Annotated in this window: 16 protein-coding genes and 1 tRNA gene; 13 read left to right on the top strand and 4 right to left on the bottom strand. The window is 62.8% G+C overall.

What is annotated here, in order from left to right:
- Window positions 1–153 precede the first annotated feature (153 nt).
- Window positions 154–1128, top strand: coding sequence for a cation diffusion facilitator family transporter (locus G489_RS0111490; protein WP_029041649.1), 975 nt, complete (start codon window positions 154–156; stop codon window positions 1126–1128).
- Between the two features lie 522 nt (window positions 1129–1650).
- Here the strand turns inward: G489_RS0111490 and hemA are convergent.
- A complete protein-coding gene (gene hemA / locus G489_RS0111495; RefSeq protein ID WP_029041650.1) occupies window positions 1651–2931 on the bottom strand; it encodes a 5-aminolevulinate synthase in 1281 nt (426 codons plus the stop codon).
- A 175-nt stretch (window positions 2932–3106) separates the two neighbouring features.
- Here hemA and G489_RS0111500 point away from each other — a divergent pair, with 175 nt between their 5' ends.
- The 4 genes from G489_RS0111500 (at window position 3107) to G489_RS20290 (ending at window position 8288) form a co-directional block, all read left to right on the top strand.
- Window positions 3107–4189 (top strand): hypothetical protein, encoded by a 1083-nt coding sequence (locus G489_RS0111500; RefSeq protein WP_035872521.1) that lies wholly within the window; start codon window positions 3107–3109, stop codon window positions 4187–4189.
- A gap of 51 nt (window positions 4190–4240) precedes the next feature.
- The gene (locus G489_RS0111505; RefSeq protein ID WP_029041652.1) at window positions 4241–5494 is read left to right on the top strand and encodes a hypothetical protein; all 1254 of its coding nucleotides are present in this window, start codon (window positions 4241–4243) and stop codon (window positions 5492–5494) included.
- Between the two features lie 100 nt (window positions 5495–5594).
- On the top strand, window positions 5595–6893 hold the full coding sequence (locus G489_RS0111510; protein WP_035872522.1) for a hypothetical protein: 1299 nt from the start codon (window positions 5595–5597) through the stop codon (window positions 6891–6893).
- Between the two features lie 57 nt (window positions 6894–6950).
- Window positions 6951–8288, top strand: a complete 1338-nt coding sequence (locus G489_RS20290) for a mechanosensitive ion channel family protein (RefSeq protein ID WP_155889376.1) — start codon at window positions 6951–6953, stop codon at window positions 8286–8288.
- Between the two features lie 26 nt (window positions 8289–8314).
- Here G489_RS20290 and G489_RS20295 read toward each other — a convergent pair whose 3' ends face one another.
- Window positions 8315–9280, bottom strand: coding sequence for a DMT family transporter (locus G489_RS20295; protein WP_035872666.1), 966 nt, complete (start codon window positions 9278–9280; stop codon window positions 8315–8317).
- A 163-nt stretch (window positions 9281–9443) separates the two neighbouring features.
- On the opposite strand from G489_RS20295, the gene G489_RS22280 reads away from it, so the two are divergent.
- Together G489_RS22280 and G489_RS0111530 are read left to right on the top strand one after the other, a co-directional pair.
- Complete coding sequence (locus tag G489_RS22280; protein WP_029041654.1) at window positions 9444–9608, top strand: DUF1328 family protein; 165 nt, start codon at window positions 9444–9446, stop codon at window positions 9606–9608.
- 134 nt (window positions 9609–9742) lie between these two features.
- Window positions 9743–10198, top strand: coding sequence for a host attachment family protein (locus tag G489_RS0111530; RefSeq protein ID WP_029041655.1), 456 nt, complete (start codon window positions 9743–9745; stop codon window positions 10196–10198).
- A 37-nt stretch (window positions 10199–10235) separates the two neighbouring features.
- Here the strand turns inward: G489_RS0111530 and G489_RS0111535 are convergent, their stop codons facing one another.
- Entirely contained in the window at window positions 10236–10439 is a 204-nt protein-coding gene (locus tag G489_RS0111535) for a hypothetical protein (RefSeq protein ID WP_035872524.1), read from the bottom strand.
- Between the two features lie 205 nt (window positions 10440–10644).
- Between G489_RS0111535 and G489_RS0111540 the strand changes: the two genes are divergently transcribed.
- Both G489_RS0111540 and G489_RS22435 read left to right on the top strand, forming a co-directional pair.
- The gene (locus G489_RS0111540) at window positions 10645–11382 is read left to right on the top strand and encodes a hypothetical protein (protein ID WP_155889377.1); all 738 of its coding nucleotides are present in this window, start codon (window positions 10645–10647) and stop codon (window positions 11380–11382) included.
- A gap of 74 nt (window positions 11383–11456) precedes the next feature.
- Window positions 11457–11624: a hypothetical protein gene (locus G489_RS22435; RefSeq protein WP_155889378.1), complete on the top strand. Its 168-nt coding sequence runs from the start codon at window positions 11457–11459 to the stop codon at window positions 11622–11624.
- Between the two features lie 167 nt (window positions 11625–11791).
- Here the strand turns inward: G489_RS22435 and G489_RS0111545 are convergent.
- A tRNA-Thr gene (locus G489_RS0111545) sits at window positions 11792–11866 on the bottom strand.
- 162 nt (window positions 11867–12028) lie between these two features.
- Here G489_RS0111545 and G489_RS20300 point away from each other — a divergent pair.
- The 4 genes from G489_RS20300 to hisD all read left to right on the top strand — a co-directional run bounded on the left by G489_RS20300 (window position 12029) and on the right by hisD (window position 15507).
- Window positions 12029–12211 (top strand): hypothetical protein, encoded by a 183-nt coding sequence (locus tag G489_RS20300; protein WP_035872526.1) that lies wholly within the window; start codon window positions 12029–12031, stop codon window positions 12209–12211.
- Window positions 12212–12366: 155 nt separating this feature from the next.
- Window positions 12367–13659 (top strand): UDP-N-acetylglucosamine 1-carboxyvinyltransferase, encoded by a 1293-nt coding sequence (murA, locus tag G489_RS0111555; protein WP_029041658.1) that lies wholly within the window; start codon window positions 12367–12369, stop codon window positions 13657–13659.
- Between the two features lie 103 nt (window positions 13660–13762).
- The gene (locus G489_RS0111560; protein ID WP_029041659.1) at window positions 13763–14215 is read left to right on the top strand and encodes a DUF2948 family protein; all 453 of its coding nucleotides are present in this window, start codon (window positions 13763–13765) and stop codon (window positions 14213–14215) included.
- Window positions 14216–14217: 2 nt separating this feature from the next.
- Window positions 14218–15507, top strand: a complete 1290-nt coding sequence (gene hisD / locus G489_RS0111565; RefSeq protein WP_029041660.1) for a histidinol dehydrogenase — start codon at window positions 14218–14220, stop codon at window positions 15505–15507.
- Window positions 15508–15581 lie beyond the last annotated feature (74 nt).

The raw sequence follows: 15581 nt of genomic DNA on the forward strand, positions 1-15581 counted from the left end.
GGGCAGCCCCGGCAACAGTGATCGGTCGTTATGATATAACGTAACCCATTGTAATGATGTAACTTATTGACTTCAGCTGCTGACGCGCCGACATAAGGGGCACCTTCCCGGCGCATACCGATCTGCGCCTGAACCCGATTTTTGGAGGCGCAGATGAGCGCCGATCATTCTCACAGTCATTCGGATCATGATCACGCGGATCATGACCATGCGGGACACGATCATTCGAGCCACAACCATGCTGCCCACGCCAGTGGCGCGCGCCTCGGCATTGCAGCGCTGCTCACCGGTGGCTTCATGGTCGCAGAAATCGTCGGTGGCCTGATCTCCGGATCGCTGGCCCTGCTGGCCGATGCGGGGCACATGTTCACCGACTTTGCATCGCTTGCACTGGCCTGGTTCGCGGTCCGGGTCGCAGCGCGCCCGGCGGACTGGAAACGCACCTACGGATTTGACCGCTTCTCCGTGCTCGTGGCCTTCGTCAACGGGTTGGCGCTTTTCGTGATTGCCGCCTTCATCATGTGGGAGGCAGTCGATCGGCTGATGAGCCCGGTCGAGGTGATGGGCCCGGTCATGCTTGGGGTGGCCATAGCAGGCCTTCTGGTCAATATCCTCGCCTTCCGGGTGCTGCATGGTGCAGACAACGACAACCTGAACGTGAAGGGCGCCATGCTGCATGTCATGGGCGATTTGCTGGGGTCGGTCGCGGCGATCGCCGGCGCGCTGATCATCATGGCAACCGGCTGGACCATCGCAGACCCGATCCTGTCAGTGCTGGTGGTGTTGCTGATCCTGCGAAGCGCCTGGTTCGTCGTGAAAGAATCCGGCCATATCCTTCTCGAAGGGGCGCCGCGCGACATCGATAATCGTGAAGTCGCTGCCGATCTGGTCGAAAACATCGAGGCCCTCGAAGATGTGCACCACGTACATGCCTGGTCGATCTCCCAGGAACGCCGGATGATGACCTTGCATGCCTGCCTTGGTGCGGCTGCGGAAGCGGACCCGCAATCGGTCATCACCGCGATCAAGGCGCGGGTGAAGGACGAGTTCGGAATCGGACATGTGACGGTCGAAATCGAGACTGGTCGGTGCGCGGATGAAGAGGCGGGGCACGGCCATGCGCATTGATGCGGCTGGATGGGGTCCGGCGTTTTGCCTCACGCAGGCGGGCTGGTCGGGAACGACGAGGGATTTGAGAAGGCGGGAGCCCCAATCTCTGGCCTCATCCTGAGCTCGTCGAAGGATGGCCACGTTCTTCGCCCTCGTGGTTCGACAAGCTCACCATGAGGGCTCAGGGTGAGGGGGCTTTCACATCCGGGCCGGGACGGCACGGTGGATGTGGCAACCGGTATCCACAACCACCGACGTCATTCCCGCGCAGGCGGGAATCCAACTGAATATGCTCAGAAATACTGGTGACCATGTTTCACATGCACTGTCGACACCATTGCCACCAGCTCTAATCCGCTGATTCACATGGATTCCCGATCAGGTCGGGAATGACGGGGGAGGGTGGGCGAGGCCCCGCCTCAATCTCTGACCTCATCCTGGGCCTCCAGAGCTTGTCGAAGGGCGAAGGATACTTACCCTCAACGCAAAAAGGGCGCCCCTGGGACGCCCTTTTTCATTCTATTGCGGTTCTGACCAGCCCTAGCCGCCGGTGGTCGGCAGGGTCAAATCCCCGGACGACAGGGCATCGACCGTCAGCCGCTCGGCGGGAATGTGGGTCGGCAGACCCAGCGTTTCCCAAACACTCAGCAGCGCGTCGCGCAGCGCGAAGATCATCTCTTCATCGTGCAACGGCGTTGGGGTGATCCGCAGTCGCTCGGTCCCCTTCGGCACGGTCGGGTAGTTGATCGGCTGAATGTAGATATTGTGCTTTTCCAAAAGCAGGTCGCTCGCCGCCTTGCAGGCGCGTGCATCGCCCACGATGACGGGCACGATATGGGTCTCGGTCGGCATCACCGGCAGGCCGGCCTCTTGCAGCACTTCCTTGGTGCGTGCGGCCTGGGCCTGGTGGGCGCGGCGTTCAACATCCGAAGATTTGAGGTGCTCGATCGAGGCCCGCGCCGCAGCGCAAAGGGCCGGGGGGAGGGCGGTTGTAAAGATGAACTCGGGCGCGTAGGAGCGGATCGCGTCGATGATCGGACGCGAGGCGGTCACATAGCCGCCCATCACGCCGAACCCCTTGGCGAGCGTGCCTTCGATGATGTCGATACGGTCCATCAGGCCGTCGCGTTCACAAATTCCACCGCCACGCGGGCCATACATGCCCACCGCATGCACTTCGTCGATATAGGTGAGCGCATTGTACTCGTCAGCGAGATCGGCGATTTCCTCGATCGGCGCCTGGTCGCCGTCCATCGAATAGACCGATTCGAAAATGATCAGCTTCGGCCGCTGCTTGCCTGCCGCTTCAAGCAGCTCGCGCAGATGCGCCATATCGTTGTGGCGGAAGATCTTCTTTTCCATGCCAGAATGCCGGACCCCGGCAATCATCGAGGCATGGTTGAGCTGGTCCGACAGGATAAGGCAATTCGGAATCAGGCGCGCAATGGTCGAGATCGCGGCTTCGTTCGAAACGAACCCGGACGTGAAGACCAGCGCGGCCTCCTTGCGGTGCAAATCGGCGAGCGAACGCTCGAGCCTGACCAGCGGGCGGTTGGTGCCCGAAATATTACGCGTGCCGCCGGCGCCGGTGCCCAGCGCGCCCGCGGTTTCCTGCATGGCGGCGACGACCTTGTCGTTCTGCCCCATGCCCAGATAGTCGTTCGAACACCAGATGGTGATTTCACGCGCATTGTCGGCGTCGTCACGATAGACTGCGCGCGGGAACTTCCCCGCAATCCGTTCGAGGTCGGCAAAAACGCGATAGCGCTTTTCCTGCCGCAAAACATCGACCGCGTCTTCGAAGATGCCGCGATAATCCATTATGCCAGTCCTGTTTCTGAAGCGGGGAGGGCGTCAGCTGATGTGCAAACTAGGCTGATCATACGCAAGGGGCGACCCGGCAACATGACGCAGATCAATTCGTGCAACATCAATGCTATCCTTTTGACAGCGGACAGGGTCTGCGCGCTAACATCACTTTAAGCATGGGGAGCGCATGCGCCAAGCGATGGACGTTTCAACATCGATAACAGACCTTCAAAGTCTGGTCACCAGCGGGCGGTTGCGCATCGCCTATGTCCTTGCCGTACCCCGGTCGAATTCGACCCTGGTGTGCCGGCTTCTGGGCGCCAGGCTCGACGGTGCCGTTTATGAACCCGCCATGCCCAATTCGCGCGATCCCATGGAGCATTACGGGCGCACCATCCTGACTGCCTATGAACAGGCGCGCGCGCGGATCGAAGAGGACCGCCCGGTAACCCTGGTGGTCAAGGATCTCGACGGCTTCATCGAGCAGGGCCATCTCGATTTCATCGCCGAGAACGCGCATGAGGTGATCTTCACCATCCGCGATCCGGGACCCCAGCACCTTTCGCTGGTCAACCAGTTCATTCATGAATTCTCGCCGCTGCAGCGGCTCTATGCCCACACCCGTTATCCGGTCGAGCATTTCTGGTTCACCATTCACACCCTGTCCTGGGTCAAGCGGTATTGGCGGCTTGCCGGGCGTGAACTGGGCAATATCTGGCGCCACCCCTGGCGTGCCGCGGTGGCCGGGTTCAACTTTTCCTCATGGCGGAATCAGTCGAACCATCTCGAGACATTGCGCGAGCGGCTCGGCAAGGATCGCATCACCATCTTCGATGCAGGCGTGATGCGGCTGATGCCAAAGGAAACCGAGCAGATGATCGATGATATCGCTCACCGGTTGTCCAACCATGCCCATCCCCCCGGCGAAATACTCGAAGTGGCGGGACATTCGCGCATGAAACGCGGCTCGAAATGGGCCGCCGAGGCGCGCTCTGCCCATGCGGTCAAACCGTTCCGGCCCGACAGGCAGGGCGTTGGCCGGGCGCGGCCCAACGCCTATGCATTGGCGGTCGCCGATGCGCTTTACCCGCAATATCTCGACACCTTTTTCGATCCGGCCCACACCCAGCGGCGTATCGCCCATGAGCGCGAATTCTCGGGCACTATCCAGCCCGAGCTGGCGCGGCTGATCGAGGCCGACCGGGCCGAGGACATCGCCGGGGACATCCACAGCCCTGCGGGACAGCCCGGGGAGCCCGCCGGCGCTTGAACCGGGTGGCACGCGCCACTAGCATGGCGGGCCGGCCAGAAGGGATCATTTGTGAAGAGCTTTTCCACCAAGACCTACACCATCGGCGACAATGCGGTGCGCGAACACGCGCCCGATCCGCTCCAGTCCTTCTCGGCGATGCAGTGGTATTTCCACTCGGCACGCAACACGGTCTATTACACCGCCTTTCTGACCAAGGAATACACGCCCCAGGTGCTCGCCGAGACGGTGCGCGAACTGGTGGCGCTCGCCCCCCAGCTCACCGAAGGCTATCGCGGCGCCATGCCCGGCCACCTCTCGGATGCCCAGCTCGAGGCGGTGACCGATCTGACCGAAGTCGACGAGTTTGACGGCTACCCGCACGCCTGGCTGCAATCTGGCATCGAGATGTATGACGAGGTCGGGGTGCCCCTGTTCCGGGTCAAGGCCCTCAGGCGCAAAGGCGGCCCGGACAGCGAGGGCCGCACCTCGATGGTGCTGGTGATTTGTTCGCACGCGCTGATGGAGGGGTCGGATTCGGCGCTTTTGGCCAGCTCGCGCGATTCGAGCCATGGTGCCATGCGCGCCGAGGAAAGGCGGTTGCCCTTTTTCGAGGCGGCGCTGGTCAAGCTTGGCGGCGTCGGCATGGCCGTTGGCCATCTCGCGCTTGCCCATGTCATGGCGCCCTCGAAGACCACCATGGCTTTCGATGCCCAGGTCTTCGCCCGGCATGATCTCAGAAAGATCGCCAATTCACTGGGCGTGGGACAGAAGGCGGTGATGTTCGGGGTCGTTCTCTATGCCCTGTTCGCCGACAAGCAGCGCAAGATCCCCGCGCTCTACACGATGCTGGGCGGATCGCGCTCGGAGGCCGACGACAACTTCTTTCGCGTTCGTTCGATCTACGCCAAGTTCCGCGCCAGCAAGGATGTCGGCGAGTTCATCAAGCATGTCGAGACCGAATCCAAACGCCTGGAATCCCTGAGCGACACCCGCAACCAGTTCGTGCTCAATGCCATGCTGGAAGTGCATCGCTCGCTGTCCAAGGTCTTTCCCTGGCTCTATTCGCGGCGGTTCTTCCGCTTCAAGGGTCAGTATGACGCGGTCCTCACCATGACCCCGCCGCACCGGATGTATGGCCCGTTGATGGATGGTGTGCTCGAGCCGGTTTATTGCGGCTCCTATCACGAAGGCACGACGCTGATCACTTATGTGCCGGCGCGCAAGACGGTGACCTTCAACTACACCATGCCGGCCGAGCATATGCCCCAGGCCGGACGTGTGCCCGAGTTGATCGCCGAATTGCTCGACAAGACCGGGAGTTAACCGCCCCGGCTTTAACTGCAAGCTGCATTGCTCAGTTGCGCCTCTTTTTCATCGCCGCTAGGCTTTACTTGCGGGGAGTGGGAGAGAGGACGAGGGTACAGTGAAGAGTTTGCCGTCGGCCGCCGCACTGGCGGACCAGACCAAGGTCGTTGAGGGAACGACCCCACCGAAGCGCGGAATCCTGGCGCGGTTCACCGATTTTCAGTGGTTTTTGTACCGGGCGCGGAACACGGTGTATTTCACGGCCTTTTCCAAGCGCCGGTTCGACGAAGAGGGGTTGATGGCGCTGGTCGAGCGGCTGGTGCTGCTCGCGCCTCAGCTTGGCGACGGGTATCAGGGCGCACGCCCCGGCGAGCCGCTGCCACGCCATATCCTCGAAGCGATTACAGACATCAAATATGTCGATGAGCTCGACAATTATCCCGATGCTTTCATGGATCCGGGGGAGGATCTGTTTGAAACTCCCGATCTGCCGCTGTTCCGCGTGTATGCGGTGGTGCGAAAGGACGGGCCTGATGCCGAGGGCCGGCAGTCCGCCGTAATGGTGCGCTCGTCCCACGCCCTGATGGAAGGCGCGGATTCGGCCTTGCTGACGCGTTCGCAGTCGGCAGCGCACACCGCCCCGCAGGTCAAGCGCAAGGTCTCGAAGCTCAAGAAACTCAGCTACGCCATGATCGCGGCGACGGCGGCACCGTTCCATCTCACGGCGGCCCATATCCTTGCGCCCGATGTGCGGGAAATGGCCTTCAAGACCACCCAGTTCAGCCGTGACCGCATCCGATCGATCGCGACCGCGCTCGGGGTCCGGCAACGGTCCTTGATGTTCGGGCTGGTGGTCTATGCCCTCTATCGGGACCATCCGCCCAAGGGCAAGGTCCGCAGCGCCTACACAACCCTTGGCGACGACAAGACCGATGCCGATGATGCCTTTTTCAGGGTCAGGACGCTCGACGCCAGTTACGTTTTCGATCCCGACCCGATCCGGTTCGTACAGCATGTCGATTCGATCATCGAGGATGCGGAAAGCCAGGATCTTTATCGACGGCAGTCGATCCTCAACGCTATGTTCGGCGCCCACCGGTTCATGTCACGCATCCTGCCCTTCGCCTATAGCCGGCGTTTCTTCCGCTATGCCGGCCCATATGATCTGGTGCTGACGCTGGTGCCGCCGCACCGGCTTTATGGCAATCTGACCGCGATGATGAAGGAACCGATCTATTGCGGCTCCTATCATTCGGGCACCAGCCTCTGTACCTTCGTGCCGGCCCGGCGCAGCGTGACCTTCAACTTCGTCATGCCGGCGCCGATGATCGAACGGCTCGAGGAAATCGAAGCGCTGATGGACCGGATCGAGGCCGATGCGCCGGCCCGGACCGGAGGCGACGAGGCCGATCTCTAGCCGGACCCGCCGGCAAGTGATCTCCGGTGCCGGTTGCCGCCATCCGAGGGAGGAGCCGTGGACGCGTTGAACGAGCAGATTGCCGAGTTCTGGACCGGGCTTCTCGCCGCGCTTGAAAGCCAGGGATTGCGGTTCGACGGCAGTTTTCTCGGCTGGACCATCGTCCAGCTCGCCATCATCGTTCTTTGCGTCGCGCTTGCGCTGGTGGCGTCGCGCCTGTTCACCCCGCGTTTCGAGACCTGGATCCGGTCGCTCACCCTCGGCCCGCGGCGGCTGCGGTTTCTCGCCACCGTGCTCAGACGGGTGCACCTCATCTTCCTGACCGTCTTCTTGTGGCTCGGCGTTGTCGCGATGCAGGCCTACACCTGGTCCTCACGCAGCTATTTTCTGTCGCTGGTGACGAGCCTCGTCACCGCCTGGCTCGTGATCTCGATCTCCTCGCGCATCATCCGCTCGCGCACGCTCGCGCGGCTGGTAGCGGTGGTCGCATGGACGCTCGCCGCGCTCAACATTCTGGGGATCTACCCCCAGACCATGGTCTTCCTTGATTCCCTCGCCATCCAGTTCAACGAGTTCCGTCTCTCCGCCCTGATGGCCATCCAGGCGGCGATCGTCTTCTCGCTTCTGGCCTGGCTTGCAACGCTGTTGAGCCGCTTTGTCGAGCAGCAGATCCAGGGCATCGACGAACTCACCCCGACCATGCGCGTGTTGCTGGGCAAGCTCGTGCGCGTGGCGATCCTCATCCTGGCCGGGCTTATCGGGCTCAGCCTGATCGGGCTCGACTTCACCGTCTTGACCGTGCTTTCGGGCGCCATCGGTCTCGGGCTCGGCTTCGGCCTGCAAAAGGTCGTCTCGAACCTTGTCTCCGGCGTCATCCTGTTGCTCGACAAGTCGATCAAGCCCGGCGACGTCATCTCGGTCGGCGACACCTTTGGCTGGATCACCTCGCTCAATGCCCGCTACGTCTCGGTGACCATGCGGGACGGGCGCGAATTCCTGATCCCCAATGAAGACCTGATCACTCAGCAGGTGCAGAACTGGTCCTTCGCCAACCAGTATGTCCGCCTCGATATCAATTTCGGCGTCAGCTATGAGGCCGACCCGCATGAGGTCAAACGCCTGGCGGTTGAAGCGGCCCGCAAGCACAAGCGCGTGGTGTCGATCGAAGGCCGCTACAATGCGGTCTGCCACGTGGTGGGTTTTGGCGATTCCTCGGTCGATTTCGTCCTGAGGTTCTGGATCAAGGACCCGGCGGGCGGGCTCACCAATGTGCGCGGCGACATTTTCCTGAACCTGTGGGACACCTTCAAGGAGAACGGGATCGCCATTCCCTATCCGCATCGCGAGGTGTTCGTGCATCAGGCCGCGGACAAATCGTCGGGACCAATCGACTAGCCTGCCACACTTAGCCTGCCACACTGTCACTTTGTGACCGGCTTGGCCGCTGCATCCGCGCGCGACTGTTTGCGTTCGCGATAAAAGACGTAGAGCCCCGAGCCCAGGATAATGGCTGTGCCGAGCCAGGTCATCGCGTCAGGGAAATCGCCAAACAGCACGAAGCCGAGCACCGTGGCGCCAATGATCTCGAGATATTGGAACGGCGCCAGAATGCCCGCCGGCGCGCGCAGGAACGCTTCCGAGATGAACAGGAAGGTGCCGACGGCGACGATGGCCAGCAGGCCGAACAGGCTCCAGCCCCACAAGGGCATTGTCTCGATGGTCGACGGCAGCAGGCCCAGCGGCTTGCCGATCACGAAGGCAAGGCCCAGAAAAATCGCTGCGAACCCGCTCGACCAGCCCTGGATTGACAGGCCCGGCAGGGAGCGACCGAGCCAGCGCATATTGATGAGATAGCCCGAAAACGAGAAGGCTGCGATCAGCGGCAGGATCGAAACCGGCCCGAAAGTCTCCCAACTCGGCCGGATGACGATCAGCGCACCGATCAGGCCGACAAAGACCGCCACATAGCGCCGCCAGCCGGTCGGTTCCTTCAGGATCACCGCGGCCATGACGGTCAGGATCAGCGGCTCGACGAAAAAGATCGCGATGGCGGTGGCGATCGGCATGACAGACACGGCTCCGATGATCCCCACCAGGGTGATCGAGACCAAAAGGCCCGCCAGCGCCAGGCGCGGCAATTGTCCCTTGTGCCCCAGCGGCATGCCGCGCAGTGTCATCACCGCGAACAGGATTGCTGTCTGCAGGATGAACCGGCCGGCACCGACTTCCACCGGATGCAGCCATTCGGTGAGTATCTTCGACAGGCTGTCGCTGACCGGAGCGAACATCACCCCGATCGCCATCATCGCCATGCCCATTTGGACATTATCCTGACGAACGCCGGCCGAAGCCTGGGTGGATGCGGTGGTGTCGGAAGTGCTGGTCATGGTGGCAACGCGGAAAACGGGGCGGAACGGAAACAGGAGCAAAGAAAATGAAGTAACGCTAAACGCTTATCACGACATGACCTTTGCGTCATCACCGTGCGGAACCGGAACGCGGTGTCTGGCGTTAGGCTTTCACCAGCCACTTTCCGGGAGACTTCAAGTCATGCTGAAATGGATCCTGATCCTTCTGATTGTTGCCGCGATCGCCAGTCTTCTCGGTTTTCGCGGCGTTGCCGGCGCAGCCGCCATGGGCGCGCGCATTCTCATTTTCATCGTCCTTCTGGGGCTGGCCCTGCTGTTGCTGTTCGGGGTGTTGGCTATCGCCTGACCGCTCAAACCGGTATCGGGCCCGGCGTGATGCGCATGCTGTCGCACCCGTTTACCCCCAGGCAGTGAATCCCCATATTGTATCGAGGCGAGGCGGCTCCGTCCCGGAGCCGCCCGCAATCAGCGGAGGGTCCCATGGAAAAGCCCGACTTCAAGCTTGAGCATGATTGCTGGGTTCTGGTTGCCGATGGCCAGAAAGCCCTGATCCTGACCAATGAGGGTGACGAGCGCTTCTTGAATCTCAAGGTGGTTCGCGAACTCGAGCAGGAAAATCCCCCCACCCGTGAGCAGGGCACCGACCGGCCCGGACGCTTCAATGATGGCGGGGGTGCGCATCGCTCGGCGGTGGCGGAAACAGACTGGCACCAATTGGCCGAAGAGCGCTTTGCCAAGGATGCCGCGGATCTGTTGTACCGCAATGTTCATCGCGGCGATTTCAAACAGGTGGTTCTGGTCGCGGCGCCGGAAGTCCTGGGTGAAATCCGCAAGAATCTTCACAAGGAGGTTGCGGCAAAGGTGGTGGGCGAAATCCCCAAGACCCTCACCAATCACCCCATTGGCGAGATCGAAAAGCATCTGGGCAGCCGCTGACGCGGCCGCCCCGGGCCTTCAAGGCCTAGTGCAAGGCTTACTGACTGCCATATCCGCCCAGATACTGCGCGACCAGCAGGATGAAGATCAGCACCCCGAGAGCCACAAGGCCCATGCGCCGCCAGCGCATGGGCGACCAGCTTTCAAGCTCGTGCTCGATTTCCTTTTCAAGAGAATCATTGCCTTTCGACGGCCCGGCGGCCTGTGTGTCCTCGTCAGTCGGCTTCTTGTCTTCTGCCATGGCCGATGCCTCCCTTTCATGCTTGCCGGGGGCAGCCTGCCCCATCGGGTTGCGAAACAGTGTAACGTATTCTCGAAATTGATGTTCCCCGATTGACCGGCCTGTGCGCAAGGGGCGCAGGGCCGGCTGCAATCTTGTGGCGCGGGTCTCGAGCGCCTGCTAGCGTTTGCAGGCGGGCGAGAGGAGAGGACGGATGCCGGGGACGATGATCTTGAAACTGAAGGGCCTTCTGGCCGCAGCGGCGTTTCTGGCGCTTGGCGGATGCTATACCGCCGATACCCCAATTCTGACCGCCGAGAATGGGGAACGGCACCCGACGCTCTCCGAGGGCGTCTATTGCCATGCGGAAAATCGCCTGCTGCCGCCAACGGTCAGCGTCTCACCCCAGATCTCCGAGGCACTGGGCGCCAATAAATGCAGGGACATCAGCTTCGATTCTGCCGAAGGCCGCTATGTCGATGCAAGGTCGTCGAGCACGGTGATGCGCTACGCACCCTTTGCCGATCTGCCGCTCGGAATCCTGCAATACCAGACCGGGCGCACTGCCCCGGCGCGATATTTGCCCGTGGCGGCGGTCGAGGGCATGGTGCTGGCCTATGACGGGCAGGGCACCTGGCCTGGCGATCTGGTCGCCGATCTCGGCCTGACGCTGAGCGATGACGGCACCTTGACCGGTGCCTCGCCCAAACAGGTCCGGGCGCTGCTATATGCGCTCAACAAGCGCCTGATCGAGACGGTGCGCGCCGATGTGGCCTTTGTCGAGGACGCGGATGGGCCGCGGCTCGAATTCCGCAACATCGATGCGTCCTATCGCTATCTCGTGCATTTCCGCGAGGACTGGTCGGGCGACACGGAAAAAATGCGCGGCGCCATGCTGGCGCTGACCGAACTGCTCGGTCTCTCAAGGCACACCGAGATGTGGACCGAAGCGCGGCCGGACTGACCGGCCAAAGGCCCATGGGGCTTGCCTTTTGTCCGGTTGCGTCCCATATCGGGCGCAGCCAGAAGGAGGCTCTAATGACACGGAAAACAAGTCGGCGAACGCCAAAACGTCCGCCCAATCCAGAAGCCCGCGCCCTGCGCTCAGGCGCCTATCGCGCAACCCGCATCAGTGACAAGAAGCGCGAAACCAGCCGCAACTGGTGCCGGGACAAACCGCGATACCGCCGGGTTCTTGCCGCCTAAATCAGGTGCGAACGAGAATCCCGCCGTGTCGCGGCTTTGGCATTCAAACGGCGATGTCGATGAAAAATGGTGCTGCCGGTCGAGCCGCTTTGGCTCGGCAGCACTAACCGTGACTGCCCGCCCCCACGGAGGCATGGAGCGAAGCGAAACTGGCGTGAACGAAAAGATGGTGCTGCTGGAGTGATTTGAACACTCGACCTCTCCCTTACCAAGGGAGTGCTCTACCCCTGAGCTACAGCAGCATACTGTGCCTTGATGGCGCCGGTCACCGTCGGGTTGACGGCTTGCGCCGGCGCGGCGCTGGCGTTACTGCCACAGGGTCATGACCGACGCAAGGCCAAACATGCCCTGCCGGTGCAAAATCGATGGGTGGCCGCCTGAGCGGGGCAAAAGTGGAGGGTCGCATGGGCACGATGAAAGGCAAATCCGAGGATCGCGCCGCCCGGCTGGCGGCGCGTCTGCGCGACAATCTCAAGCGCCGCAAGCAGCAGGCCCGTGCCCGCGCCGACGACGCCAAAGACACGGGCGCACATTCGGATAGCGCCGATTCGCCCGAAGGGGAGGCCGGGGACAAGTCCCGGCCATAACCGTGCCGCAATAGACCGTATCGTAAAACAAAAGGGCTGCGATCGAGGCCCCGCGTGCCCGCCTTTGCGGGCCTTCTTGCGGGGCGTCTCCGCTTGAGATACCAACGCTGCGCCGGGCGGCCCACGCCGCACCGGGCTCCAGAAAGGAAACCGGCATGGACCGCATCCGTCTCGTCGGCGGTAATCCGCTCAATGGCGAACTGCCCATCTCCGGCGCCAAGAACGCCGCGCTGCCCTTGATGATCGCCTCGCTGCTGACCGACGAGCCGTTGACGCTGACCAATGTGCCGCGCCTGGCCGATGTCACCCAGCTCCAGCGCATCCTCGTCAATCACGGGGTCGGCGTGGCGCTTGAAGGCCGCCGCCGTGGCGAGGACGACATGCTCGGTCAGCGCATCACCTTCACCGCAACCGACATCGTCGATACCCGTGCGCCCTATGAACTGGTGTCCAAGATGCGCGCCAGCTTCTGGGTCATCGGCCCGCTTCTCTCCCGGGAAGGGCAGGCGCAAGTTTCCTTGCCCGGCGGCTGCGCCATCGGCACGCGCCCGGTCGATTTCTATCTCGACGGGCTGCGCGCGCTTGGCGCCGACATCGAGATCGATGCTGGCTATGTCCATGCCCGCGCGCCGGGCGGCCGCCTCAAGGGCGCGACCGTCCATTTCCCCCGCGTCTCGGTGGGTGCCACCCACACCATCCTGATGGCCGCCGTGTTGGCTGAAGGGCGCACCGTGATCGAGAACGCGGCCTGCGAACCCGAAGTCGGCGATCTGGCCCGCTGCCTCGTCGCCATGGGCGCGAAGATCGAAGGCATCGACACCCATACATTGACCGTTGACGGGGTCGAAAAGCTGCATGGCGCCAAGCACGCCGTGCTGCCTGACCGTATCGAAACCGGAACCTACGCCATGGCGACCGCCATGGCGGGCGGCAATGTGCTCTTGAAGGGTGGCCGCGCCGATCTGTTGCAGGCCGCGCTCGATGTGCTCGGCGAAACCGGAGCGCATATCACCCAGGAAGAGGCGGGCATCCGCGTCACCCAGAACGGCAATGGCATCCGCCCCGTCGATGTCGAGACCGATCCGTTCCCTGGCTTCCCGACGGATCTGCAGGCGCAATACATGGCGCTGATGACCCGCGCCGAAGGGGTGACCCATATCCGCGAGACGATTTTCGAGAACCGCTTCATGCATGTGGGCGAGCTCGCCCGTTTTGGCGCCGACATCAAGATCGACGGGCAGGTGGCGACCGTGACAGGTGTGCCCGAACTGACCGGCGCCGAGGTGATGGCGACCGATCTGCGCGCTTCCGTCTCGCTGGTGATTGCCGGGCTTGTGGCCAAGGGCGAAACCCTTGTCTCGCGCATCTACCATCTCGACCGCGGTTTCGAACGCCTTGAGGACAAGCTCGGGCGCTGCGGCGCCGAGATCGAGCGCCTCGCCGGCTGACGATATTCGGGCAGGGCTATTGTGTCCGGCTCCCGGGCGCATTAGGTAGCTGAGGCACCGGGGCAGCTTCGCTGCCCGAATGTTACTCAGTTCCGGATCGAGAATGAGCGAACTCAAACTCCTCGCAATGGACGCCGAAGACCTCGAAGTGGTCTCCGCCTACACCCAGGATGCGGTTGTCCGCGTCGGCGATATGGGCTTCGTCCCCGCCGACCGCCGCTTCGCCTTTTTGATGAACCGCTATGCCTGGGAGGGCGAAAAGCCCGGCAGCCGGCCCGGCAAGGGCGAGCGCCACCGCGCGGCGATGCATTTCGACAGGGTGCTCTCGGCCAAGGTGTCCGGCATCGACCAGAACGCCAAGGACGGCGTATTGAACCTGCTCTCGATCACCTTCGATGAAGGCGAGGCGCCGGCCGGCACCGTGTTGCTGTCCTTTGCGGGCGGTGGCACCGTTCAGCTCGAAGTCGAATGTATCGAGGCTCGGTTGCAGGATCTCGGCGCCGCCTGGCGCGCCAAGGGCCGCCCGGCACACGACATTGATCAAAAGGACGCCTGACCGTGCCGGTGACCCTGTCGACCCGCGAGGCGGATTTTGCCGCCCGCTTTGAATCGCTGTTGGGCGCCAAGCGCGAATCCTCGGTCGAAGTCGGCGAAACCGTTGCCGCCATCATCGACCGGGTGAAGACCGAAGGCGATGCCGCGCTGATCGCGCTGTCGAAACAGTTCGACCGGCTCGATCTGACGCCCCAGACCCTGGCCTTCTCGCAAGACGAGATCGAAGCCGGGTATCGCGACACCGACCCGGCCATCGTTAAGGCGCTGGAGGTCGCGGCCAGCCGCATCCGCGCCTACCACGAGAAGCAGAAGCCCGCGGACCAGCTCTATACCGATGCGACCGGGGTGACGCTCGGCGCCAAATGGACCGCGGTCGAAGGCGCCGGCATCTATGTGCCCGGCGGCACCGCGAGCTACCCGTCCTCCGTCTTGATGAACGCCATCCCCGCCCGCGTGGCTGGGGTCGAGCGCATCGCCATGGTCGTGCCGACCCCCGATGGCGCGGTGAACCCCGCCGTGCTGGCGGCCGCCAAAATCGCCGGCATCACCGAGATCTATCGCATTGGCGGGGCGCAGGCGATTGCCGCGCTCGCCTTTGGCACCCAGACGGTGAAACCGGTGACCAAGATTGTCGGTCCGGGCAATGCCTATGTCGCCGCCGCCAAGCGCCAGGTCTATGGCCAGGTCGGTATCGACATGATCGCCGGCCCTTCCGAAGTGCTGGTGATCGCTGACAGCTCCGCCAACCCGGCCTGGATCGCGGCGGACCTTTTGGCGCAGGCCGAGCATGACGCCGCCGCCCAGTCGGTGCTGGTGACGCCCGATGCCGATCTCGCTGACGCCGTGGCGAGGGAAGTCGAACGCCAATTGGCGCTGTTGCCCCGCGCACAGATCGCGGGCGCGAGCTGGGCCGATTTCGGTGCCCTGATCGTAACCAGCGATCTTGACGAGGCACTTGCCATCGCCAATCGCATGGCGCCCGAACACCTTGAACTCTCGGTTGAGAATCCCGAAGCGCTGCTGGCTGGCGTACGCCATGCCGGCGCGGTGTTTATGGGACATCATACGCCCGAGGCGATCGGGGACTATGTCGGGGGCACCAATCATGTGCTCCCCACCGCCCGTTCGGCGCGCTTTGCCTCCGGGCTCGGGGTCTATGATTTCCTCAAGCGGGTTTCGATCCTGGGGTGCACGCCCTCGGCGCTTGCCGAACTGGCCGGCCCCGCGGAGACGCTGGCCGCCGCCGAAGGGCTCGATGCCCATGGCCGTTCGGTCGCGATCCGGCGGAACTGACCAAGCCCTGTGCACCACGCGCCTTGATGCTTTCACTGAAGGCAAAAACCAAGCACACTGCACCCGCCGGGGTT

Origin of the sequence: Cucumibacter marinus DSM 18995 (assembly GCF_000429865.1) — a bacterium.
Taxonomy (GTDB): domain Bacteria; phylum Pseudomonadota; class Alphaproteobacteria; order Rhizobiales; family Devosiaceae; genus Cucumibacter; species Cucumibacter marinus.